Annotated in this window: 22 protein-coding genes; 5 read left to right on the plus strand and 17 right to left on the minus strand. The window is 53.0% G+C overall.

Annotated features, from left to right (window positions below; all coding sequences use genetic code 11):
- From PSE_RS22095 to PSE_RS22165, 16 genes are all read right to left on the minus strand, one after another.
- Entirely contained in the window at positions 1-798 is a 798-nt protein-coding gene (locus PSE_RS22095) for a CbbQ/NirQ/NorQ/GpvN family protein (RefSeq protein WP_008552880.1), read from the minus strand.
- On the minus strand, positions 798-2,183 hold the full coding sequence (locus PSE_RS22100; protein WP_008552859.1) for a cbb3-type cytochrome c oxidase subunit I: 1,386 nt from the start codon (positions 2,181-2,183) through the stop codon (positions 798-800). Before PSE_RS22100 ends, PSE_RS22095 begins: the two co-directional genes overlap by 1 nt.
- An 11-nt stretch (positions 2,184-2,194) precedes the next feature.
- Positions 2,195-2,647, minus strand: coding sequence for a cytochrome c (locus tag PSE_RS22105; RefSeq protein ID WP_037038179.1), 453 nt, complete (start codon positions 2,645-2,647; stop codon positions 2,195-2,197).
- A gap of 189 nt (positions 2,648-2,836) precedes the next feature.
- Positions 2,837-3,553 carry a Crp/Fnr family transcriptional regulator gene (locus PSE_RS22110; RefSeq protein ID WP_008552895.1) on the minus strand — a complete coding sequence of 239 codons (717 nt, stop codon included), beginning with the start codon at positions 3,551-3,553 and terminating at the stop codon, positions 2,837-2,839.
- Between the two features lie 150 nt (positions 3,554-3,703).
- On the minus strand, positions 3,704-3,907 hold the full coding sequence (locus tag PSE_RS27580; RefSeq protein WP_014286840.1) for a DUF2834 domain-containing protein: 204 nt from the start codon (positions 3,905-3,907) through the stop codon (positions 3,704-3,706).
- A gap of 28 nt (positions 3,908-3,935) precedes the next feature.
- On the minus strand, positions 3,936-4,061 hold the full coding sequence (locus PSE_RS27585) for a DUF2834 domain-containing protein (protein WP_014286841.1): 126 nt from the start codon (positions 4,059-4,061) through the stop codon (positions 3,936-3,938).
- A gap of 124 nt (positions 4,062-4,185) precedes the next feature.
- Positions 4,186-5,016 (minus strand): ABC transporter ATP-binding protein, encoded by an 831-nt coding sequence (locus PSE_RS22120; protein WP_008552918.1) that lies wholly within the window; start codon positions 5,014-5,016, stop codon positions 4,186-4,188.
- Positions 5,003-5,863: an ABC transporter ATP-binding protein gene (locus PSE_RS22125; RefSeq protein ID WP_014286842.1), complete on the minus strand. Its 861-nt coding sequence runs from the start codon at positions 5,861-5,863 to the stop codon at positions 5,003-5,005. The genes PSE_RS22120 and PSE_RS22125 overlap by 14 nt, the downstream gene beginning before the upstream one ends.
- A gap of 11 nt (positions 5,864-5,874) precedes the next feature.
- Positions 5,875-6,816, minus strand: coding sequence for an ABC transporter permease (locus PSE_RS22130; RefSeq protein ID WP_008552852.1), 942 nt, complete (start codon positions 6,814-6,816; stop codon positions 5,875-5,877).
- Positions 6,813-7,880 carry an ABC transporter permease gene (locus PSE_RS22135; RefSeq protein WP_008552824.1) on the minus strand — a complete coding sequence of 356 codons (1,068 nt, stop codon included), beginning with the start codon at positions 7,878-7,880 and terminating at the stop codon, positions 6,813-6,815. The genes PSE_RS22130 and PSE_RS22135 overlap by 4 nt, the downstream gene beginning before the upstream one ends.
- Positions 7,881-7,896: 16 nt before the next feature.
- Positions 7,897-9,510 (minus strand): ABC transporter substrate-binding protein, encoded by a 1,614-nt coding sequence (locus tag PSE_RS22140; RefSeq protein WP_014286843.1) that lies wholly within the window; start codon positions 9,508-9,510, stop codon positions 7,897-7,899.
- 398 nt (positions 9,511-9,908) lie between these two features.
- A complete protein-coding gene (locus PSE_RS22145; protein WP_014286844.1) occupies positions 9,909-11,036 on the minus strand; it encodes an ABC transporter ATP-binding protein in 1,128 nt (375 codons plus the stop codon).
- Between the two features lie 15 nt (positions 11,037-11,051).
- The gene (locus PSE_RS22150) at positions 11,052-12,716 is read right to left on the minus strand and encodes an alpha-glucosidase family protein (protein ID WP_014286845.1); all 1,665 of its coding nucleotides are present in this window, start codon (positions 12,714-12,716) and stop codon (positions 11,052-11,054) included.
- A gap of 5 nt (positions 12,717-12,721) precedes the next feature.
- Positions 12,722-13,549, minus strand: coding sequence for a carbohydrate ABC transporter permease (locus PSE_RS22155; protein ID WP_008552832.1), 828 nt, complete (start codon positions 13,547-13,549; stop codon positions 12,722-12,724).
- Complete coding sequence (locus PSE_RS22160) at positions 13,546-14,511, minus strand: carbohydrate ABC transporter permease (protein ID WP_008552909.1); 966 nt, start codon at positions 14,509-14,511, stop codon at positions 13,546-13,548. The genes PSE_RS22155 and PSE_RS22160 overlap by 4 nt, the downstream gene beginning before the upstream one ends.
- A 116-nt stretch (positions 14,512-14,627) precedes the next feature.
- Positions 14,628-15,902, minus strand: coding sequence for an ABC transporter substrate-binding protein (locus PSE_RS22165; RefSeq protein ID WP_008552837.1), 1,275 nt, complete (start codon positions 15,900-15,902; stop codon positions 14,628-14,630).
- A 468-nt stretch (positions 15,903-16,370) separates the two neighbouring features.
- On the opposite strand from PSE_RS22165, the gene PSE_RS22170 reads away from it, so the two are divergent.
- The 5 genes from PSE_RS22170 to PSE_RS22190 all read left to right on the plus strand — a co-directional run bounded on the left by PSE_RS22170 (position 16,371) and on the right by PSE_RS22190 (position 22,220).
- Positions 16,371-17,396 carry a substrate-binding domain-containing protein gene (locus PSE_RS22170; RefSeq protein WP_014286846.1) on the plus strand — a complete coding sequence of 342 codons (1,026 nt, stop codon included), beginning with the start codon at positions 16,371-16,373 and terminating at the stop codon, positions 17,394-17,396.
- Positions 17,397-17,495: 99 nt separating this feature from the next.
- Entirely contained in the window at positions 17,496-18,203 is a 708-nt protein-coding gene (locus PSE_RS22175; protein WP_014286847.1) for an ABC transporter ATP-binding protein, read from the plus strand.
- Positions 18,197-20,569 (plus strand): ABC transporter permease, encoded by a 2,373-nt coding sequence (locus PSE_RS22180; RefSeq protein WP_014286848.1) that lies wholly within the window; start codon positions 18,197-18,199, stop codon positions 20,567-20,569. Before PSE_RS22175 ends, PSE_RS22180 begins: the two co-directional genes overlap by 7 nt.
- A gap of 2 nt (positions 20,570-20,571) precedes the next feature.
- Positions 20,572-21,768, plus strand: a complete 1,197-nt coding sequence (locus PSE_RS22185) for an efflux RND transporter periplasmic adaptor subunit (protein ID WP_014286849.1) — start codon at positions 20,572-20,574, stop codon at positions 21,766-21,768.
- Positions 21,769-21,770: 2 nt separating this feature from the next.
- Positions 21,771-22,220 (plus strand): HIT family protein, encoded by a 450-nt coding sequence (locus PSE_RS22190; RefSeq protein WP_041768756.1) that lies wholly within the window; start codon positions 21,771-21,773, stop codon positions 22,218-22,220.
- Between the two features lie 11 nt (positions 22,221-22,231).
- Here PSE_RS22190 and PSE_RS22195 read toward each other — a convergent pair whose 3' ends face one another.
- Entirely contained in the window at positions 22,232-22,543 is a 312-nt protein-coding gene (locus PSE_RS22195; protein ID WP_014286852.1) for a hypothetical protein, read from the minus strand.
- Positions 22,544-22,676 lie beyond the last annotated feature (133 nt).

Consider the following 22,676-nt stretch of genomic DNA (forward strand, 5'->3'; position numbering starts at 1 on the left):
TCACCCGTAAACAACTGCGATCAAATCACGAAGCGCAACCTGAACATCAGGTTCATCACTCAGCGGTTCAACAACAGAGTATTGCAGTGCTTTGTCGACTGGCATACCACCAGCAATCAGGGATGCTGCATAGATCAGCAAGCGGGTTGAAACACCCTCTTCCAGATCCAGGCTGGAAAGACCACGGATATGGCCGGCGAGACGAACCAGGTTCTTGGTACGCTCAACATCAAGTCCGCTTTCTTTAGCAACAACCTGAATTTCAGTTTCCGCATCAGGGAAATCGAAGGTGGTTGAGAGGAAGCGCTGCCGTGTGGAAGGCTTCATCTGCTTCAGAACGTTCTGATAGCCGGGGTTATAGCTGGCAACGAGCATAAAGTTCGGAGGAGCTTGCAGCTCTTCGCCAGTTCTCTCGATGATGAGACGACGACGGTTATCGGTCAGCGGGTGCAGAACAACCGCAACGTCTTTCCGTGCTTCAATCACTTCATCAAGATAGCAGATCGCACCTTCACGAACAGCGCGGGTCAGCGGGCCATCAACCCACTCAGTCACGCCGCCTTTGAGCAGGTAACGACCAATCAAGTCTGCTGCGGAAAGATCATCGTGGCAAGCCACGGTGTAGATCGGACGACCCAGCTTCGCGGCCATGTGTTCCACAAAGCGGGTTTTGCCGCAGCCCGTCGGCCCCTTCAAAAGAAGGGGCAGACCTTTGTTAAAAGCCGTTTCAAATAATGCACATTCATCGGCGATTGGCTGATAATAGGGCACATCAAAAACGTGGTTCTGTACAGTCATTAACGACCACCTTCCAGAACTGCTTGGGCTTCAGGGTTGCTTCCGGTTACTGGTTTGGAACCAGATGTCTCGGTGAACAGTTCCTTCCGTGGTACGAGCACGGAGTAGATGAACAGGATTGCACCGAGGACAACAGCTGCACCAGCACCGAAGCGCATGATGTAGAACACTGTCAGCTGATCCTGAACGGTCATAAAGTCTTCACCAACAACACGCTGCATGTGTGTCTGGATGGTACCAGCAAATGTCAGCACGAAGGTCATGAAGGACATACCACCGGTCATGAGCCAGAAGCTGCCCATATTGATAACCTGGTTGTATGGGTTACGACCCTTCAGCATTGGCATTGCGTAGGTGAATACTGCAAGGTTCAGAGCAACGTATGCGCCGAAGAAGGCAAGGTGACCATGCGCTGCAGTGATCTGAGTACCGTGTGAGTAGAAGTTCACACCGTGCAGAGTATGCAGGAAGCCCCATACGCCAGCGCCGAAGAACGCGACAGTTGCGGAACCCAGAGACCACAGCAGAGCTGCTTTGTTTGGATGGTTCTTACGACCCTTCCAGACCATGACGAAGGAGAAGGTCATCATCAGGAAGAATGGAATAACTTCCAGAGTTGAGAAGATGGAACCAATCCACTGCCAGTAGCCAGGCAAGCCAATCCAGTAGTAGTGGTGACCTGTACCAAGAATACCGGAGAACAGAGCGGTTGCTACGATGATGTAGAGCCATTTCTCGATAACTTCGCGGTCAACACCGGTGAGTTTCAGCATCAGGAAGCCAAGGATGGAAGCCATCACGAGTTCCCAGGTACCTTCCACCCAAAGGTGAACAACATACCACCAGTACATTTTGTCCAGGCTGAGGTTTGCAGGGTTGTAGAATGCAAACAGCCACAGCAGGGAAAGAGCCCACAGACCGATCACCAGGATGTTGGTGATTGCAGTCTTACGACCTTTCAGCACAGTCATGGAGATGTTGAACAGGAAGATCAGTGCAGCAACAAGAATGCCGACTTTAACCCAGAGCGGCTGCTCAAGGAACTCACGACCTTCGTGAATGCCGAAGATATAGCTGACAACAGCACCCAGAGTACCAACAACCAGAATAAGCAACTGGATGTAAGCGAGTTTTACGGAATGGATTTCCCGCTCACTCTCTTCAGGAATGATGAAGTAAGCCGCACCGAAGAAGCCGAGCAGAAGCCAGACGACCAGCGCGTTGGTGTGCAACATGCGAACGATGTTGAACGGCAGCAACTCCGAAAGGAAGTTAGGTGAAACGTAAATCCAGCCGCCGATCAAACCGACGAGAACCTGGATTGCAAATAGTCCAAGCGCAGCTACGAAGTAAGCATACGCAACTTTTTGAGAACTGTATTTCATAATACCACCCCTTAACCAGCGTCGTTCGGTGGCCAGTCTTGCGTGTTGGTCTTGTCAGCCCAACGCAAGAATTCTGAGAGGCCGCGGACTTCTTCTTCTGTCAGCTTGAAGTATGGCATCTGACGACGCCCTTCGATGCCGCTAGGTTGAGATTCCATCCATGAGCCAAGAGTTTCAGCAGCATCATCTGGATCATCCAGAACACCCCAACGTGTCATCACGTTGCCAACTTCCGGTGCGAAGTAAGCACCTTCACCATGCAGTGTGTGACAGTTGATGCAAGAATGCTTTTCCCAAACGTGCTTACCAAGGACGACTTCGTCCGTAAGCGGAGCCTTAGCAGTCGATTCATTCACGACGTAAAGGTGGCTGTCGATTGAGAGCACGGCAAATATGCCTATGAAGAATAAGGATCCCCCATAAAAAATATTTCGTGCCCGCGATTTTGTAAGGAATTCTGACATCTACGGAATCCTATCGTGGTTACGGTCCCGAAGATGATAAAATTGACGCCAGTGGCGAAGTTTGTGCTAGAACAACCTATTCGGTAATTACCGGATATGTAAGAAATAATTCAAATAAAACAATTAGATACAAAATCGAGAATACTGGTACTTATGCCTAGTACCACACGCGTGAGTACCCTACCCGGCTTAGGAGTCACCCATAGGGTCCAAATCAGCCAGAGTCTTCAGCTTGCCGAGGTCTGTCACAACAACCTTTTTACGACCGCTGGTTACAATTCCCTGCTTCTCCCAAGCACTTAGCAAACGACTCACGGTGTAGAGAGTTGTGCCTGTCATCTCGGAGATATTTTGACGGGTAAGCGGAAAATCGATTTCCATACCCTCTTCCGTGTCACGATGGCTTTGAATAGCCAGACGCAGAAGCGCACGTGCAACACGCTGCTCAACCTGCTGGGTCGCCAGCTCCAGAATGTGGTTGTTGGCCTCTGAGATGCGCTCACCGACGGTTTTGTAGGTCTCCGTGGCAAAGCCATCATACTTCGCTACAAACGTCTGCCAGAGGTTCGTAGGCCAGAACAGCACAAGACAATCATCAATAGCGACAGCACTTGCAGGGTAAGTAGTGCGCCCGATTGCAGGCGCAATGCCCATCAGCTCGCCGCTGACGATGTGGCGTGCAATCACCTGATCACCAGCTGCCGTGGTACGAATAACCCGCACATGGCCATCGAGAAGCAGAAAGAACCGCTCTGCTGGCTCATGCTCTTCAAAGATAGCTTGACCCGCACTGAAACGCTTTGGCGTTGCTGCGTCCAAAATCTCTCTAATATCAACGCGTTCCAGCTTTCGGAACGGAGGAATATGCGAAATAAGATTTTCGTCAAGACTTCTCAAAGAAGACACCGTAGATAAATTAGAAACACCCAAGCTAATCTGCGAGTGTTTCAGCTCATGAACTCGTAGGATTAAGCGGCTTGTTTATAGCAGAAAACATTAAGAAATTCACAGTGAACTCATTGGCGTAGTCTATTTTCTGCACATGAGTTCCAACTATCATATACGCGCTACGTTTTTTCCGCTAACCGCACCTGTTTTCGATGTTTTTTCAACGTGTAATTCCCGCAGCAGCAAGAACAATGGCAGGCCGAGTGACACACCAACGGTGAACACGGAAAGAATCGGCAGCCAAAGAAACTTCATTCCAAGTCGTTGCCCTTCGGCAAAGATGAAGCCGGTCAAAACCACAGCAGAAACCACAACATCCAGCCAGGCAAATGCAGAAATCTCACCTGAAAAAAGCCTCTGCTAAAAGCAGTGACAGATCCGGGCCATTTTCAAGCAGCCATGGCATAAATGCCCCGTAGGGCAGCAGAAATCCCAAAATACAAAGAACACCATAAAAGTATTTCATCTGCGGCTCCGCAGCTCATAATCTCAAAAGCAATAAGGCGATCCTAGTAGAGTTCCTGCCCCAGAACAACAAAAGCCCCACCAAGATGGCAGGGCTTTCGAAAGTCATCTAACTCATTGGCAGATCAGCTGTCTCCAAAGAACTCAGCATCATATCCCATAGAGGCCTTCAGCAGTTCCTGAGTGTACGCAGTCTCTGGTTTGGATTGGCGCATAGCCTCAACATCCATCACCTCAACCACTTCACCATGCTGCATAACCGCGATCTCATCACACATATGAGCCACAACAGCCAAGTCGTGCGTCACCATCACATAAGTCAGGTTATGCTCTTTGCGTAGATCCGCGAACAGGTTCAGGATCTCTGCCTGCACGGACACGTCCAACGCTGAGGTTGGTTCATCCAACAACAAGATCTCCGGCTCCAGCATCAAAGCCCGTGCAACCGCCACACGTTGCCGCTGACCACCAGAAAGCTGATGCGGATAACGGAAGCGGAAATCAGCGCCCAGCCCCACGTCATCCAACGCACGAAGCACACGGCCATCAATATCATCAAACCCATGTAATTTCAGTGGTTCTGACAAAACTCGATCAACCGTATGACGCGGATGTAGCGATGCGTAAGGATCCTGAAACACCATCTGAATCTTACGCGCAAAGGCCTTGTCACGCTTGTGAGAGACAGGGGCTCCATCAATATCGATCTCACCATCCCAGCTCTCAACCAGTCCGCACACAGCGCGCAGAACAGTTGATTTACCTGAGCCAGATTCACCAACGATACCGAAGCTACCGCCCTGCTGAACCTTGAGGCTCACATTCTTGACGGCCTGAAAGCGATCCGGGCCATCACCGAAGTAAACATTGAGATTCTTGATTTCGAGGCGCGCATCATTCGTTGCTTCCGCAACCCATGGCTTACGTTCCATCACAGCACTATCAGACCCTTGCATCGACACTGGCCTCCTGCTTCCAACTGCCCTGACGCTGCAGCGCTTCAAGACGTCCCTTAGGCTCCTCAATGCGCGGCAAAGCGTTCAGCAACCCACGAGTATAAGGATGCGTTGCTTTATGCAGCTCACTGGCCTTACAGGTCTCAACAATACGGCCTGCATACATGATGATGATGCGGTCACAGAAAGACGAGACAAGGTTCAGGTCGTGACTGATAAAGATCAGCCCCATACCGCGCTCCTGCACCAGCTTGTCCATAATCGCCAGCACCTTCATCTGAACGGTCACATCCAATGCAGAAGTCGGTTCATCAGCAATCAGCAGTTTGGGATCGGTGATCAGCATCATCGCGATCATCACACGCTGGCCCATTCCGCCTGAAAGCTCATGCGGGTAGCTGTCAAACACACGCTCGGGATTGCGGATCTGCACCGCTTCCAGCATCTCCAACGCACCCTGACGAGCTTCACGGCGAGACGCCTTGGTGTGAAGGCGCAAAGCCTCACAAATCTGCTTACCAACGGTGTGAACCGGGTTCAGCGAGAACTTCGGGTCCTGCATCACCATGGAGATCTGGTGTCCACGGATCTTGCGCATCTGCTTCTCAGAATAGTCCAGCAGGTTCTCACCATTGAACAGGATGGACTTGGCTTCCATCTGCCCCGGAGAACGGATGAGACGCAGAATACTGCGGCCGGTCATGGATTTACCAGAACCACTCTCACCCACAATGCCAACGCGCTCACGCCCGACAGAGAATGAAATTCCCCGCACAGCATCAACGGTACCATTGCGGGTTGGGAAGCGAACCCAAAGGTCCTCAACGCTTAAAAGCGTATCACTCATGGCCCTCTCCCTCAGCTCTGGCTTTTCTTCGGATCAAGAATATCGCGCAGACCATCACCCAGCAGGTTGAAGCCCAAAGACACGATAAAGATCGCCATACCCGGCATGGCAGCAACCCACCACTGGTCCAGAACAAACTTACGGCCAGCAGAGATCATCGCACCCCACTCTGGCTCTGGCGGTTGAGCACCAAGACCAAGGAAGCCAAGACCAGCAGCCGTCAGAATGATCCCAGCCATATCCAGTGTCACACGCACGATGATGGAGGACAAACACAGCGGCCACACATGACCAACGATGATGTGCATGACACCCGCACCCTGCAAGCGCACAGCACTGATGTAGTCCGCATTACGAATGGTCAGAGTTTCAGCACGTGCAATACGGGCGTAAGGAGGCCAGGCTGTCAGGCTGATCGCGATAATGGCACTCTCAATACCTGCGCCAATCGCAGCAACAAACGCCAACGCCAAAACAAGGCGTGGGAAGGCAAGGAAGATGTCCACCAAGCGCATCAGCACCTGATCAACCCAACCACCCAGATAACCAGCCACTGTACCAATCAGCAAACCGAAGACCGGTGCGGTGAAGGCAACAATGCCTACAATCAAGAGAGTGATACGGGAGCCATAAACAAGCCGGCTGTAAATGTCACGACCCAGTTCATCCGTACCTAGCAGATACCCATCTGTCCCCGGTGACAGCAGGCGCTTACTCAAATCCTGTGCATTCGGCTCAGCGGTCGCCAGCAGCGGCGCGAAGACAGCCATCAGCACCAGACCAAGAATGATCAGGAAGCCAAGGAAAGCGAGTTTGTTTTCGTAGAGTTTCAGCCACCCCAGATACAGCTGCACAGCACGCGCATGACCGCGCGATTCAGGTGCATCAGAGGTGAGCCATGCCTTCAAACCAGTCTTCTCAGGCACGTTTGATTTTACAGGTGCTGTTGTCATCGTGCCCTCGGATCCACCACTTTGTACATAAAGTCAGAGAAGAGGTTGAGACCAACAAAGATCGCACCAACCACAACCGTTCCACCCAGAACCGCGTTCATATCCGCAGAAAGCAGAGCGTTGGTGATGTAGTTGCCCAGCCCCGGCCAGGAGAAGATGATCTCAGTCAGCACAGACCCTTCCAGCAGGTTCGCATAGGAAAGCGCAATAACGGTAATCAGCGGTATCATCACGTTCGGCAAAGCATGACGCCAGATCACAGCAGTCTCAGAAACACCCTTCACGCGCGCAGTTGTAATGTACTCCTGAGAGAACTGCTCAAGCATGAAAGACCGAGTCATGCGTGAAATGTAGGCGATGGAATAATAGCCAAGAATGCTGGCAGGCAGGATGATGTGGCTCACCGCATTCCAGAAGATCTCGATCTCACCGGCAAGCAGGCTATCAATCAGGATCATCCCTGAAACGACAGGAACAATATCTTCATAGTAGATATCAATACGGCCTGGGCCACCAACCCAACCCAGAATGCCGTAGAAAATCAGCAGGCCCATCAGACCGAACCAGAAGATCGGCATGGAGTAGCCAAACAATCCAACAAGGCGGATCAGCTGGTCAGGCCACCGGCCTTCATTCACAGCTGCAATCACACCCATCGGCACACCTAGGCCCACACCGGCAATCGTCGCCAGGGTTGCAAGCTCAAGGGTTGCCGGGAATACACGGGCAACATCTTCAACTACGGGCCGCGCTGTCAGCGTCGACATCCCGAAGTCACCCATAGCCACCTGTTTCAGGAACAGCCAGAACTGCACAATCAGTGGCTGGTCGAGACCCATGGCCTTGTAGGCTGCCTCATAAATTTCTTGGGAAGCACGCTCACCGACAACCGCAAGAACCGGATCGACGGGCATAACGCGCGCAATGATAAAGGTTACGAAAAGCAGCCCCACCATGGTGAGGGTGATGGAGAAAAGGCCAGCGATCAAACCTTTCAAAATTTTGTAGAGCGGCGAGGAAGTCCCTCGCCGCGCCACAGTCGCTGTAGAGTCAGCGATGCTCATTTTGTATCAGCCAATCTTATTTTTTAACAGGCCAGTAGAATACGCTTGTGATCGCGCCACCCGGATTGAAGCCAGATACGTTTGCACGCATGGAGTTCTGTTCGATTTTCTGGAACATAACTGCAAATGGAGCTTCTTTCTGGAAGGTCTTCTGAGCTTCAACGTACATGCGAGCACGCTTCTCACGGTCACTTTCCTGCACAGCCAGATCAGTCAGAACAGTCAGGTCTTTTGCTGGATAAGCGTTACGCCATGCCAGTTTACCTGTCAGTTTTGCTTCATCGCGGTTGTCAGGGTTGTTCGCGAAGGTGTCAGCGTTTGTGTGTGGATCTGGATAGTCCGGACCCCATGCACCTACGTAGATCTGGAAGTCACGAGCACGGTAACGACCGAGGATCTGCTTACCAGTACCGGTTGAGATCTTCGCGTTGATGCCAGCCTGACCGAAGGTGTTCTGCAAGCTCTGAGCAATTTCGAGACGCTCTGTTGCATTACGAACGATGAACTCAACGTCGAAGCCATCAGCATAACCAGCTTCATCCAGCAGAGCTTTCGCTTTTTCAACGTTCAGGGAGTAAGGAGTGTCTTTTAACTCACCCATGTAGGTCTGTGGCAGGAACGCCTGCTGAATGGTGTACTGACCTTTCAGGAAGGATCCGGTCATACCTTTATAGTCAACCAGGTACTTCAGAGCTTCCGCAACCTTCGGATGGGACAGAGCCTTATCTTTCTGGTTGAAGGAGATGTACATCAGACGACCGCGAAGAGTGTCCTCAACCTTGAGGTCTTCGTTGGTGGAGATGGATGCAATGTCTTCTGGAGACAGATGACGAGCAATATCAACGTCGCCTTTTTCCAGCATCAGACGCTGAGAAGCAGATTCCATCACGTGACGCACGATAACGCGCTTCATCGCAACTTCACCACGCCAGTAGCCTGGAACAGCTGTCAGAGAGTAAGACTCATTTGGCTTCCAGTTCTGCAGCTTGAATGCGCCAGAACCAGCAGAGTTGGTTTTCAGCCAGCCGTTACCCCAGTCACCGTCAACTTCGTTGGACTTAACCAGCTCGGAGTCAACGATGGAAGCGATTGCAGCGGTGAAGCAGTTCAGTACGAAAGAAGGAGCGTACTTCTTGTCTGTGGTGATCTGGAAGGTTTTCGCATCAACAGCCTTGATGGTGTCATTCATGTTCTCAGCGGTGAAACCGAACTGAGTAAGAATGAAGGAAGGTGTCTTTTTCAGAGCAACTGCACGGCGGATACTGAACTCAGCGTCCTTTGCAGTTACAGGGTTGCCGGAGTGGAACTTGATGCCTTCACGCATTTTGAAGGTAAAGGTCTTGCCATCCTCGGAGATCTCCCAGCTCTCAGCCAGACCTGGGCCATAACCTTTAGAAAGGTCGGATGGGTCCAGCATAACCAGCTTGTCGTAGATGTTGTTCGCCATGTCTGTGCCGGAGAACTCAAACATCTCTTGCGGGTCAAGAGAGATGAGGTCGTCGATACGGCCAGCAATGATGAGCATGTTAGGTGGTGTTGCAGCACCTGCCTCAGTGATGATAGCGCCGGAAATTGGCATCGCCACGCTTGCAGCAAGCGCGAGCGAGAGAAGACTACGCTTAAATTGCATTTAAAAATGCTCCCCTATTTATAAAAGGCCTTCGCATCGTTGGACTGGCAAAGGCAAAAAGAATTGTAATCGCGCATAAGTGCAATCACTGATTAAATTCTTTCATTTTTTAGGAAAGGGAACAAGTACCCTTGGTTGAGCTCAGCCCAAGAATACCATGCAGGAGCTCAATCTTCGCTTGATCCTGAAAGACTAACCTTGCGGTTTCTGCCAGTAATCCAACCTCCCCTAACGGAGTAGTCAATTGGTATGATCAGACCTGATTCAGCCTAAAAAAATCAGCTATTTAATCGTTTTAAGGATGCGCTGGCGACTCCTCAAACGACAAGTGCCGCACACAAGGTGCGGCACTGGAACAAAATGCCAAATTGGACTGAGCCTGTGAGAAATTTTATTTATCAAACACTCTCAAGAGTTGCGACCTTTTCTTGCTGACCTAACGTCCCCAATTTGGAAATCGCGAATCCGTCACCGCCAAACACGTGCGAATGACCGCATTCCAGCTTCACTTGACAGCTCTCGCCAGCCTTCGCCTGCGCATCACCCTTACCCTGAACGGTCACCAGAGAACCATCCGTCAGGCGCACATGCAAGAAGTGGCTCTCACCAAGCTCTTCGATGACTTCCACCTTACCGGTCAGCTCGCCTTCGCCGCCACTCACCATATGCTCAGGACGAATGCCGAACTCCACCTTATCGCCGACAGCAACACAGGACGGGTCAACAGCAACTTTCACCGGCGCGGAGCCAACAACAGACAGCTCAACACCATCTTCAGCAACACCTGTCACCTGAGCCTCAATGAAATTCATCTTTGGCGATCCGATGAAGCCAGCCACGAACTTGTTGCGTGGACGGTGATACAGCTCTAGCGGGCTACCAACCTGCTCAATGCGGCCCGCATTCAGCACCACAATCCGATCAGCAAGCGTCATTGCTTCCACCTGATCGTGTGTCACGTACACCATGGTGGCATCCATGTCCTGATGCAGCTTGGCAATCTCGATACGCATCTGCACACGCAGCGCCGCATCAAGGTTGGACAGAGGCTCGTCGAACAGGAAGACCTTCGGGTTACGAACAATCGCACGGCCAATCGCCACACGCTGACGTTGACCACCGGACAACTGCTTTGGCTTACGTTCCAGCAACGGAGTCAGCTCAAGAATACGAGCTGCCTCCATCACCTTCTCTTTGATATCCTCTTTAGAATGCTTGGAGAGCTCAAGGCCAAACGCCATATTCTCATAAACACTCATGTGCGGATAAAGAGCATAGCTCTGGAACACCATGGCAATCTTGCGTTCCTTAGGAGTGCGCTGGTTCACCAGGTCTCCATCAATGAACATTTCACCATCAGTGATATCTTCAAGCCCGGCAATCAGGCGCAGCAAAGTCGACTTACCGCAGCCGGATGGTCCGACAAACACGATCAGTTCACGATCTTTGATCTGCAAATCAACGCCGTGGATGATGCGGGTTGACCCGAAGTCCTTGACGATACCCTTAAGTGTTACATCTGCCATGGTGTTGCCCTCAGCTTAGTTCTTTGAGATTTGCAAGTAAGCCACTTGCCATGCAGGCAGGTTGAGTGCCTCGCCGTCCATTTCCGCACTAAATCCATGCCCCTCCAGCAACGCAGCAGAGCTGTAAGCTCCCAGAGCAACACGCATATCATCATTTGTCAGGTTGAAGACGCAGAGCACTTTCTCTCCATCATGCTCACGCTCAAATGCCAGCACATCTTCACCCAGATCAACAAAGTCCAGAGAGCCCTTCTGCAGAACCTTTTGGTCCTTGCGCCAATGCAGGTACTTCGCAGTCCGGCGCATTGGAGAAGCCTCATCGCCCACCTGAGCTTCAGCACTGTGATCCAGATGATCCTGCGCCATTGGCAGCCAAGGCTTGCCAGTGGTGAAACCACCGTCCTTGGACCAGGCAATGGGCGTACGACAACCATCACGCCCCTTATACTCAGGCCAGAACTCAATGCCATACGGATCCTGAAGATCTTCAAAAGCAACATCAGCCTCGTTGAAGCCAAGCTCCTCACCCTGATAGATGCAAGGGCTACCACGCAGTGAAGCACTCAGAGCCAGCAGAGCCGGAGTTGCCACCTGAGGATCAACATCCTCTGGCAAACGAGAGCCCATACGCTTCACATCGTGGTTGGACATCGCCCAGCTAGGCCAGCCCTCAGTCACGATGTTCTGCAGATTGGTCACACGCTCACGCACGTACTTCGCGGTTGGCGTATTGGAAAGCAGATCGAAGCTGTAAGCCATGTGCAGACGACCATCACCTGAGGTGTACTGCTTCATGATCTCGCTGGCTTCGTGCCCCGCACCGATCTCACCAACTGTGGTGGTGTTCGGGAACTCATTCATCACCTCACGCAGACGCTCAAGGAACTTCAGGTTCTCAGGCTGAGACTTATCGAACTTGTGATCCTGGAACGCATAAGGGTTCACACCGGTCACATCCGCAAGGCTATCTGGATCCGGATAAGGAGGGTTGTCACGCAGTTGCTTGTCGTGAACGTAGAAGTTCACAGTATCAAGACGGAACCCGTCAACACCCAGCTTCAGCCAGAAGCGCGCTGCATCCAGAACAGCCTGCTGCACTTCTTCGCAATGGAAGTTTAGGTCCGGCTGGGAGCGCAGGAAGTTGTGCAGGTAGTACTGACAACGACGGCTATCCCACTGCCAAGCAGAACCACCAAAGATGGACAACCAGTTGTTTGGCGGAGACCCATCAGCCTTCGGATCAGCCCACACATACCAGTCAGACTTGCTGTTGGTCTTATTGCTCCGGCTTTCAACAAACCACTCATGCTGATCAGAGGTGTGCGAGATCACCAGATCGATCAGCACACGAATGCCCTTGCCATGCGCTTTGGCAATCAGCTCTTTAAAGTCGTCCAGAGAGCCGAACATTGGATCAACGTCTTCATAATCAGAAACGTCATAGCCAAAATCATCCATCGGCGACTTCATGAAAGGCGAAATCCAGATCGCATCGGCACCAAGATCAGAGATGTAATCCAGCTTCTCGGTAATTCCTGGAAGGTCACCAATGCCATCACCGTTGCTATCAGCGAAGGAGCGCGGATAGATTTGATAAATGACTGCGCCCCGCCACCAATCCGGATCGTTCGCCAGAACTCGATGGCTTGTGTTTTCGTTTATTGGGGTAGAGAGGTTCATTCCAGTTATCCTTTAACCGCACCAGCAGTAAGACCAGCGACGATTTTTCGTTGAAACACCAGCACTAAGACCACGATCGGAACGGTCACTAGTACAGAAGCAGCCATGATGTTGCCCCATGGCAGCTCGTATTCAGTTGCGCCGGACATCAGGGCAATCGCCACTGGCACGGTGCGAACTTCGTTGGATAGAGTAAAGGTGAGCGCGAACAGGAACTCGTTCCACGCACCGATGAAAGCAAGCAGACCGGTGGTCACCATGGCTGGCCACATCAGCGGCAGGAAGATCCGGCGCACAATGGTCAGCGGAGAAGCACCATCAACAACAGCAGCCTCTTCCAGTTCCTTTGGCAGCTCCTTCATGAAGGTGGTCAGCACCCACACGGTAAACGGCAGCGTCAGCACGGTGTTTGGAATAATCAGACCCGGCAGGGAGTTATAAAGCCCCATGGAGCGGATCAGCTCGTACATGCCGGAAAGGATTGCCACCTGCGGGAACATGGAGACAGACAGAATAGTCATCAGCAGCAGGCCACGACCACGGAAGTGGATGCGTGCCAGCGCATAAGATGCTGTCACCGCAATGATCAGCGACAAGATCACAACGGATGTCGCCACGATCACCGAGTTCAGAATGTTCAAACCAAACGGCTGCTCTTTAAAGATCGAGAAGTAGTTGCCAATACTGAAGCTGGTCGGGAACACAGACGGATTGAACAGCTCCTGCCCGCTTCTGAAACTGGTTATGATCGCGTAGTAGAACGGAAAGACAGAGAAGAGAACAACTCCGACAACCAGCGCATAGAACACAAAGGTTTTAATTTGACGGTTCATGCCTGATCTCCTTCACCGGATTTCAATCCGCCTGCCACCACAGTAATGGTCGTCAACAAGGCAATCACAATGAACAGCAGCGTTGCAGCTGCGGAACCATAGCCAACCTCCTGGAAGTCCACCAGTTGCTGCCTTGCATAGACAGACATGGACATGGTCGAGGTGGAGTTAGACGTCAGAACATAAATCAAATCAAACACACGCAGCGCATCAAGACTGCGGAAAATCACCGCAACAATGATCGCTGGACGGATCAGCGGCAACGTCACTTTGAAGAACACGCGGATCGGATTGATGCCGTCCACGCGGGCTGCTTCATAGATATCGCCGGGCAACATCTGCAGCGCAGCAAGGGTCAGCAGTGCCATGAATGGTGTGGTCTTCCACACATCCACCATGATCACAGCCCACATCGCGGTGGAAGGATCAGCGGTCCAGGCAACAGGCTCAGACAGAATGCCAACACCGAGGAGAATTTCGTTGATCACGCCAAACTGGTCGTGAAGCATCCAGCCCCACATCTTGGCGGAAACAATTGTCGGGATCGCCCATGGGATCAGAACAGCAGCACGCACAAGGCCGCGTCCCTTGAATTCCGCATTCAGGATCAGCGCAATGATGAGCCCGAACAGGGTTTCAAGACCAACAGAAATGACAGAGAACCAGAGTGTATTCCAAACCGCATTCCACCACTCGGCATCAACAAGAACGCCATAGGCTTCCCCATCATAAAAGGCGAGATAGTTCTCAAAGCCGATGAACTGGGATTCACTGAGATCTATAAGGTTTGCGTCGGTAAAACCCAACCAGATGGTGCGGAGCAACGGCCAGCCTGCAACAGCGGCCAATGCGATCATCATGGGGGCGAGAAAAAGCCACGCGGCGCGTAATCTGGCAGAACTCAGATTAGAGCGTTTTGCCTTACGTGTGGCAGTACCATCCTGCTGCAGAGCAAGGGTCATCCTCTGATCCTTGGTTTCTTTATTTCAGGGAAACTCCAAGGAACCACCCCGGAGCTCGGTTCAGTGTTGCGGCCATCGGGAGGCCGCAACACAGATCGCAAGTCTAGGGAGGAGACTTACCAGCCTTTACGCTTGATGCGTTTCAGGTTCTTTTCAAGTTTCGCAAGGGATGCTTCTGCTTCGGTTTTACCGGAAAGCACATCATGCACTGCATTGTAGAATGCGTTGGAAACTTTATTGTAGTTAGAGCCAGTTGCACGGGATGGACGTGCCACGGCGTTGGTGAAGGTGTCTTTCAGCTGACCCATGAATGGGCTTGCTGCCAGCACGTCTGCATCGGTGTACAGATCAGCAATGGTTGGGTTGTAAGAACCTTCGATAGCGCGCTGCTTCTGGCTCTTTTTGCTGGTCAGGTGCATAACGAGACTTGCAGCTGCTTCAGGCGCTTTGGAGTACTTGGAAACAGCAAGCTGCCAGCCACCAAGAGTACCGGTCTGCTTTCCGTCTTCCCCACCTTTAGGCAGAGCCATCACACCGATTTTGTCTTTGATCGGGGAGTCATCAGCCTGACCAAGAGACCATGCATAAGGCCAGTTACGCATGAACACCGCATTACCGGACTGGAACACACCGCGTGCATCTTCTTCCTGATAGGAAAGAACACCAGCAGGTGCGATTGAACCGGTCCAGCTAGCTGCCAGTTTAAGAGCTTTTGCAGCTTTTTCGTTGTTGATGGTGATGTCGCCGTCTGCATTTACAACATCGCCACCGCCGAAGCTGTCAACCCACTCAAGAGCGTCACAGGTCAGACCTTCGTAAGCCTTCGCCTGATAAACGAAGCCCCACATTTTGTCGTTGCCAGCTGCGCGTTCAGCATCCTGGATTTTCTTCGCAGTCGCGGTCAGATCACCCCAGGTTTCAGGAGCTTTTTCGCCGTGCTTTTCAAGCAGGTCTTTGCGGTAGAACAGCAGGCCAGCGTCGGTATACCAAGGCATAGCAACCAGCTTGCCTTTGTAGGTGTTGTTCGCAACGATTGGCTGGAAGTGCATGTCTTCTGCGCCATTGGAGTATGGCTTCAGATCGATCAGGTGACTTCCAAGAATACCAGGCCAGATAACGTCAATCTGGAAGACGTCGATATCGGAGGAACCAGAGCTCAGGATCTGCTGGTAAAGAGCCAGCTGCTCGGTAGAAGATGCAGGTGCAGCGAAGAACTTGACGGTGTTGCCGGTTTCCTTGGCCCACTCAGTTGCTGCGCCCTTACAAAGCTTAGCGCCCTGCCCAACACTGCCGCAAACAACAGTAACTTCAGCAGCCATTGCATAACCCGCAACGCCAGCCATACCAGCAAGTGCAACAGCAGAACCTAATAATGTACGACGGATACCCATAATGGGACGCCTCCCTGTTTCGTCCTTGGCCCTCATTCAACGAATTCCCAATCGTTGTCCGGCCAGTAATTAACCCTCCAGAGCGAAGGGCTCCCCAAACACTGGCAATCTATTGAAAGATTCCCAAAGCGCTTTGAGACCAGCAAAGTTTACTCACCGGTCTAAGTCAATAGTAAAAATCCGTAGGAACATTTGTGACCCTGCCCGCCAAAGGCCCAATTTTGCGATGCAACACTTGCAAAATAGCTGAATTCTCCTAAGTTTAGAGCACCCCATATGTGGTATTTTACTGCATCTCTGAAAAATATCAGTTTTCCACTGACTCCGGCATCGGACCCAAAGCGCTTTGGAAAAGACAAAGGTCTCACTGGATTTTCCTGAAGTTTATGGTCTACATTTCTCACAAGCATGCGGGAGAAAAAGGGGCTATAAACGCGGCGCATAGCAAGTTTGAGCCATTGAATAATTATGAATCTTAAGACGTTAGCCAATCATCTCGGTCTTTCACAAACCACAGTCAGCAGAGCCCTCAACGGGTATTCTGATGTGTCGCTTGCCACCCGAAACCGGGTAGCTGAAGCAGCGAAGACCTATGGCTATCGTCCCAATGTCAACGCGCGCCGTCTGGCAACAGGCCGCTCCAGCGTCATCGGCATCGCCTTCCCAACTGACATGAACATGTTCCTCGATCCACACTTCATCGAGTTTCTGACAGGTCTTTCGGAAAAGGCATCCGAGCTGGACTACGACATCATGATCTCCTCCTCTCAGAGCGAGGAAGTGGACGTCTACCGCCGCTTTGCAGAAAAAGGCACCGTCGATCTGGTGATCCTGTCCAACGTGGACCTCAGCGAAGAGCGCATCCGTCTTCTGCAAGACCTCAACATGCCATTCATCGTGCATGGCCGAACCGCCACTTGCGACAGCTATTCCTACATCGACATCGACAACTATGGCGTCTTCCATGAGCCAGCAAAGATGCTGCTGGAGATGGGCCACGACAAGATCGCAATCCTCAACGGTCATCCTAACCGCGTCTACGCCATTGACCGCTTCAATGGCTGGCAGGATGCACTGAAGGAACGAGGCGTTACTCCAAACCCCGACTACGTGCGCGCTGGCGCCATGTCTGAGGAGAACGGCTACACCTTCGCCATGGAGATCCTGCAGCTGGAAGATCGCCCAACCGCCCTGCTCTGCTCAAGCGTGGTCATGGCAAAAGGTGCTTACAGAGCCTGCAATGAACTTGGCATCAAGATCGGCTCAGAAGTCTCCATTGTTGCGCACGATGATAACGTACCACTTGCACAAGCAGCGGATATGGACCCGCCACTGACGGTCACTCGCTCACCGCTGCGCGATGCAGGCCGCGAGATCGCAATCATGGCGATGAACTACCTCAAAGGCGCAGACATTAAAGAGCTGCAATGCCTCTGGCACCCTGAACTGATTTTCCGCAAATCTGTAGGCGCTCCGCCACGCAACGGCAGCTGACCTAGGGAATTTACTCAATTCCTTGAGTGGGATCATTGCCATACAACTTGAGTTTGAGGCTATAGTGTAATGTAGCTGCACATTCAGGTTGGGGCCCCTATGCCAACGCCAGTATTCATCGCTGAAAACACCACCAAAACCTATGTCACCAACGAGGTTGAGGTGCACGCACTTCGCGGTGTCTCCATGACACTCTTTGAAGGCGAAATGGTTGTGCTGCTCGGACCATCCGGCTCCGGCAAATCCACCTTCCTGAACATTCTCGGCGGGCTGGACAATGCCACCTCCGGCACAGTCTCCTTCATGGGCAAGAACCTCACCGACTTCAGCGAGAGCGAGCTGACCCGCTACCGACGCGACTACGTTGGCTTCGTCTTCCAGTTCTACAACCTCATTCCCAGCCTCAACGCATGGGAAAACGTGGCGCTGACAACCGAGATCGCCAAGAACCCGATAGACCCGCAGGAGGCGTTGGAACTGGTCGGCCTAGGCAAACGCTCCTCCCACTTCCCAGCAGAAATGTCCGGCGGTGAACAGCAGCGTGTTGCCATCGCCCGTGCCATCGCCAAGCGACCGGAAGTCCTGCTCTGTGATGAGCCCACCGGCGCGCTCGATACCAAAACCGGCACATTGGTGCTGGAAGCGTTGCAGCGCATCAACAAAGAGCTCGGCACCACAACGGCCATCATCACGCACAACACGGCCATCCAGCAAATGGCAAACCGTGTCTACGTCTTCAAAGACGGCGCCATTGAGAGCACGCACGAAAATGAGACCCCAAAGCAGCCCTCGGAGGTTGCATGGTAGCTCTGCCTGTCCTTGACCGGAAAGTCATCCGCGACTTGAAACGCCTGTGGGCACAAGTCCTCGCGATTGCTTTGGTCATGGCCTGCGGAGTGATGACGCTGATCCTCGCCCAGGGAGCCTACCGTTCTCTCAGCGAAACCCAGAAAACCTATTACGATCAATACCGCTTCGGCCACATCTTTGCGCAAGCCGTCCGCGCACCGGACCACCTGAAAGACCGCATCGCCGCCATTGATGGTGTAGCAGCCGTTGAAATGCGCATCGTTCGCTCCGCCATTCTCGACATCCCGCAGATGGCAGAACCCGCTGCCGGTATCGCCCTTTCCCTGCCCTCCGGCAGAAAGCCAGCCGTCAACCGCCTCTATCTGAGAGCTGGCCGCTTGCCGGAAGGCTCCCGCACCAACGAGGTCGCGCTCGACTCACGCTTCGCCAAAGCACACGGCCTCACCCCCGGAGACACATTCAGCGCCACCCTGAACGGCAAAAAGCTTAACCTCGAAATCACCGGCATCATCCTCTCGCCTGAGTTCATCTACGCCCTAGGCCCGGGAGATCTGGTTCCCGATGACCGCCGCTTCGCTGTCTTCTTCATGGCCCAATCCGCCATGGAAGGCCTGTTCGACATGAAGAACGCCGCCAACGACATCTCCCTGAGACTGCTCAGAGGGGCCTGCACACCTTGCGTTCTGGAAAAGCTCGATCGCCTTCTGAAACCCTATGGCGGCACCGGCGCATACAAACGCAAAGACCAGCAATCTCACGCGTTTCTGGATGCAGAACTCACCCAGCTCTCTGCCATGGCGAAGGTGCTCCCTCCCATATTCCTGTTGGTCTCCGCTTTTCTGGTCAACATGATCCTGTCTCGCCTGATCGCTCTGGAACGGGAACAGATCGGACTGCTGAAAGCCTGCGGATACTCTTCATGGTCCGTTGCCGGTCACTACGCCAAACTGGTTTCCATCGTTGCTTTCCTCGGCGTCGGCATAGGCTCCATTGCAGGCAACTACATGGGCCGCCTGATGACACAGATGTATGCGCAGTACTTCTCGTTCCCATTCCTCGTCTTCGATGAAAGCCCGGATCTGTATCTCATCGCAGCCGTCATCTCACTGGCCGCAGCTCTGGGTGGCGCGTTCTCCTCCATCATGAAGGCCGCGCGCCTGCCGCCTGCTGTGGCTATGCGCCCACCAGCACCACCGCGGTTTCGCAGTTTCCTCTCACTCAAGTCCAGACGTGTACGCATCCTATCCCAGCTCAGCACCATGGGCCTGCGCCATCTCATGCACAATCCGGTGCGCAGCCTGCTCACCAGCCTTGGCGTCTCCTTCTCATTGGCCCTGCTCGTCTCTGCATTGTTCCTGACCAACTCCATGGACCACATGATCAACGTGGCTTTCAACAAAGCAGAAACCGCAGATGCCCGCCTGACACTCGCCGACGACAAAGCCCCCAGTGTGCTCGATGATATCCTGCGCCTGCCCGGCGTGCTCACTGCAGAAGCCTATAGACAAGAACCCGTCATCCTGCGCTTCGGTCCAAAGGAAAAGCGCGTCGCCATCACAGGCCGCCCAACCAACGCCAACCTCTCTCGCATTCTGGACCTTGATGAACGTGCTATCCAGATGCCCCGCACGGGCCTCATGCTGCCAACCCATCTCGCCAACCAGCTGGGCGTTAAGCCGGGGGAGATGGTCACCGTAGAGCTTACCAAGCACAACTCCGTTGAACGTCAGGTTCGCGTGTCCGGCACCGTCACCAGCTACATGGGCATCTCCGCCTCCATGCACATTGACGCACTGAACGCCCTCGTCCCAACAGGTCCACGCATCTCTGATCTGGCCATCAACATTGACCGCACGCGGCTGGATGACCTTTACGACGCCGTGAAGGAAACGCCGGGCCTTGGCGGCATCGCCATGCAGATGCTCTCCCGCGAGAAATTCCGCGAGCTCATGGATCAGAGCTTCACCTCCATGCTGGTGGCCTACATCACCATCGCCGTCATCGTGGCCTTTGGCGTGGTCTACAACGCCGCCCGCATTCAGCTGTCCGAGCGGGGCCGCGAGCTCGCCAGCCTCCGCGTTATTGGCTTCTCCAAACAGGAAGTCTTCCATGTCATTCTGGTGGAAATGGCAATGATCGTCCTTCTGGCTCAGCCCATGGGCTGGCTCATCGGCTACGGCATGGCAGCGGGCATGATACAGGGCTTCGCCAGCGATCTCTTCCGCGTACCGCTTGTGGTGCTGCCAAGCACCTACGCCATCGCCAGCTTTGTCATTCTCACAGCCGCATTGGCCTGCGCACTCATCGTGCGCCGCCGTGTGGGCAAACTTGATCTCATCAAAACCTTAAAAACGAGGGAATAGGAATGAACGGTAAATACGTCAAACGAGGCGCTTACATCGCTATCGCTCTGGTCGTTCTCCTCCTCTTCGGCTGGGCCTTGCAGGAAAAGCCAATCTCCGTTGAAACCGCTAAGGTCACCCGCGGCGATCTGGTGGTTACCGTGGAAGAAGACGGCAAAACCCGCGTGAAGGAGATCTACAAAATCTCCGCCCCAATCGCTGGACGGGTGGATCGTTCCCTGCTGGAAGTTGGCGATAAGGTATCCCGTGGTGAAACCACCGTTGCCACCATCAACCCGCTCACCACCCCGTTCATGAATGCCCGCACCAAGGCAGAAGCACTGGCCGGTGTTGAAACCGCCAAAGCCGCCATCACACTGGCAGAAGCTCAGCTCGCCTCCGCCAAGGCAGAGCACAAATTGGCCAAGTCAGAGCTCATCCGCGCCCAGCGCCTCAACCGCTCTAAAACCATCTCAGATGCTCAGCTGGAGCGCGTGGAAATTGACGTCACTCTGAAAGCCGCCAAAATCCAAAGCGCAGAAGCTCAGATCGCCCAACGCAATAGCGACCTTGCAAGCGCTAAAGCCCGTCTGATCGAACCGCACATTGCTCAGGATCCTGAACGCTCAGAGGAACTGGCCGTGCGCATGATCTCCCCGATCAATGGTGTAGTCCTCAATCTGGCCGTTGAAAGCGAGCAAACCATCCAGTCCGGCGCACTCCTGATGGAACTGGGTGATCCTGCGGATATCGAAGTGGTCGTGGACCTGCTCTCCACCGAGGCCGTGAAAATCGCTGAAGGGGCAAAAGCAACGCTGGTCGACTGGGGCGGCAACACGCTGAAGGCAACCGTCCGCCGCATTGATCCGGCTGGCTTCACCAAGGTCTCAGCCCTTGGCATCGAAGAGCAGCGCGTCAACGCTATTCTGGATCTGGACACCCCAGCACTGGAACTCGGCCACGGCTTCCACTTGCGCGCCGCCATCGAAACCTGGCACGGACAAAACGTCCTGCGCATTCCCATGACAGCACTCTTCCGGGAAGGTAACGACTGGGCCACCTTCAAAGTCGTCGACGGCAAAGCCCACCTCCAACTCCTCACAATCGGTGCCTTCAATCAAGACATGGCCGAAGTCCACTCCGGCCTGACCCAGAACGACACCGTGATCCAGTTCCCCGGAGACACAGTTTCTCACGGCACAGCAGTGGTAGCGGAGTAAGGATGACCGAACAAACGGATTGCTCGTTTTGCAAAATAGCTCAGAAGCATTATCGCGTTTTTGAGGTCTACCGCGATGACAAGATCATGGCCTTTCTCGACAATGGCCCAATCCGTCCCGGTCATACTCAGATCATCCCACTGGAGCATTACGACTACTTTGATGACCTGCCGCTCGAACTTGCGACCAACATCATGGAACTCGGCCAACGCCTTGCCAAAGCACTTAAGCAAATCACGGGAGTAGAAAGAGTAGCGTTCCTCTTCACCGGCGGAGACATCCCCCACGCCCACGCACATCTGGTCCCGATGTTTGAGAAAACCGACATCACCTCCCGCCGCTACATCCTCAATGAGGACCTTACTTTTCAGGATAGACCCAGCCCACCCCACGACGAGCAGCTGAAGATACTCAGAAAAATCAAGGAAGCAATGAGTGCTGAATACCTCTGATAAGTCGCTGTTTAGTTGAAGATATCTTCGACAAACTTATAGATCAGATAGAGCGCCAAGTATGAGAGAAACGAGCTGGAAACAACTGCAACAAATGCCATGTATCCATTTGCCCTGTACATAACGGGATCAGCGAAGCCATAACTGAGTAGCACCCAAAGCGTCGTCGCAAACGATACGGCCATCGCACCAGCAAACAACAGCACGCGCGCCAGTTTATTAAACCGGAAGTATCCCTCAGCATTACGCCCAATAATAAGCAGCTCAGCAAACCCCGTGAAAGCGAAGGCGGTAACGAGCAAAAGAAGACTGTCCCAGATCATATAATGCAAAGCGAGTCTCGCACGCGTTCAAAAAAGCAATTTCAAAACGCAATCATTCTCACTTACAAAACGGCCAAACACAACCTTAAGGTGCATATCTCAGCACATATTCACGCTCCTCTCACATACCGGA

It is taken from the genome of Pseudovibrio sp. FO-BEG1 (assembly GCF_000236645.1).
Taxonomy (GTDB): Bacteria; Pseudomonadota; Alphaproteobacteria; order Rhizobiales; family Stappiaceae; genus Pseudovibrio.

Coding starts and splice junctions, on each gene's coding strand:
- PSE_RS22165 (WP_008552837.1), bottom strand. CDS start 15,902: ATGGGTATCCGTCGTACATTATTAGGTTCTGCTGTTGCACTTGCTGGT.
- PSE_RS22195 (WP_014286852.1), bottom strand. CDS start 22,543: ATGATCTGGGACAGTCTTCTTTTGCTCGTTACCGCCTTCGCTTTCACG.
- PSE_RS22125 (WP_014286842.1), bottom strand. CDS start 5,863: ATGAGTGATACGCTTTTAAGCGTTGAGGACCTTTGGGTTCGCTTCCCA.
- PSE_RS22150 (WP_014286845.1), bottom strand. CDS start 12,716: ATGAACCTCTCTACCCCAATAAACGAAAACACAAGCCATCGAGTTCTG.
- PSE_RS22190 (WP_041768756.1), top strand. CDS start 21,771: ATGACCGAACAAACGGATTGCTCGTTTTGCAAAATAGCTCAGAAGCAT.
- PSE_RS22135 (WP_008552824.1), bottom strand. CDS start 7,880: ATGAGCATCGCTGACTCTACAGCGACTGTGGCGCGGCGAGGGACTTCC.
- PSE_RS22120 (WP_008552918.1), bottom strand. CDS start 5,016: ATGCAAGGGTCTGATAGTGCTGTGATGGAACGTAAGCCATGGGTTGCG.
- PSE_RS27585 (WP_014286841.1), bottom strand. CDS start 4,061: ATGAAATACTTTTATGGTGTTCTTTGTATTTTGGGATTTCTGCTGCCC.
- PSE_RS22130 (WP_008552852.1), bottom strand. CDS start 6,816: ATGACAACAGCACCTGTAAAATCAAACGTGCCTGAGAAGACTGGTTTG.
- PSE_RS22155 (WP_008552832.1), bottom strand. CDS start 13,549: ATGAACCGTCAAATTAAAACCTTTGTGTTCTATGCGCTGGTTGTCGGA.
- PSE_RS22105 (WP_037038179.1), bottom strand. CDS start 2,647: ATGTCAGAATTCCTTACAAAATCGCGGGCACGAAATATTTTTTATGGG.
- PSE_RS22180 (WP_014286848.1), top strand. CDS start 18,197: ATGGTAGCTCTGCCTGTCCTTGACCGGAAAGTCATCCGCGACTTGAAA.
- PSE_RS22160 (WP_008552909.1), bottom strand. CDS start 14,511: ATGACCCTTGCTCTGCAGCAGGATGGTACTGCCACACGTAAGGCAAAA.
- PSE_RS22095 (WP_008552880.1), bottom strand. CDS start 798: ATGACTGTACAGAACCACGTTTTTGATGTGCCCTATTATCAGCCAATC.
- PSE_RS22170 (WP_014286846.1), top strand. CDS start 16,371: ATGAATCTTAAGACGTTAGCCAATCATCTCGGTCTTTCACAAACCACA.
- PSE_RS22100 (WP_008552859.1), bottom strand. CDS start 2,183: ATGAAATACAGTTCTCAAAAAGTTGCGTATGCTTACTTCGTAGCTGCG.
- PSE_RS22140 (WP_014286843.1), bottom strand. CDS start 9,510: ATGCAATTTAAGCGTAGTCTTCTCTCGCTCGCGCTTGCTGCAAGCGTG.
- PSE_RS22185 (WP_014286849.1), top strand. CDS start 20,572: ATGAACGGTAAATACGTCAAACGAGGCGCTTACATCGCTATCGCTCTG.
- PSE_RS22175 (WP_014286847.1), top strand. CDS start 17,496: ATGCCAACGCCAGTATTCATCGCTGAAAACACCACCAAAACCTATGTC.
- PSE_RS22145 (WP_014286844.1), bottom strand. CDS start 11,036: ATGGCAGATGTAACACTTAAGGGTATCGTCAAGGACTTCGGGTCAACC.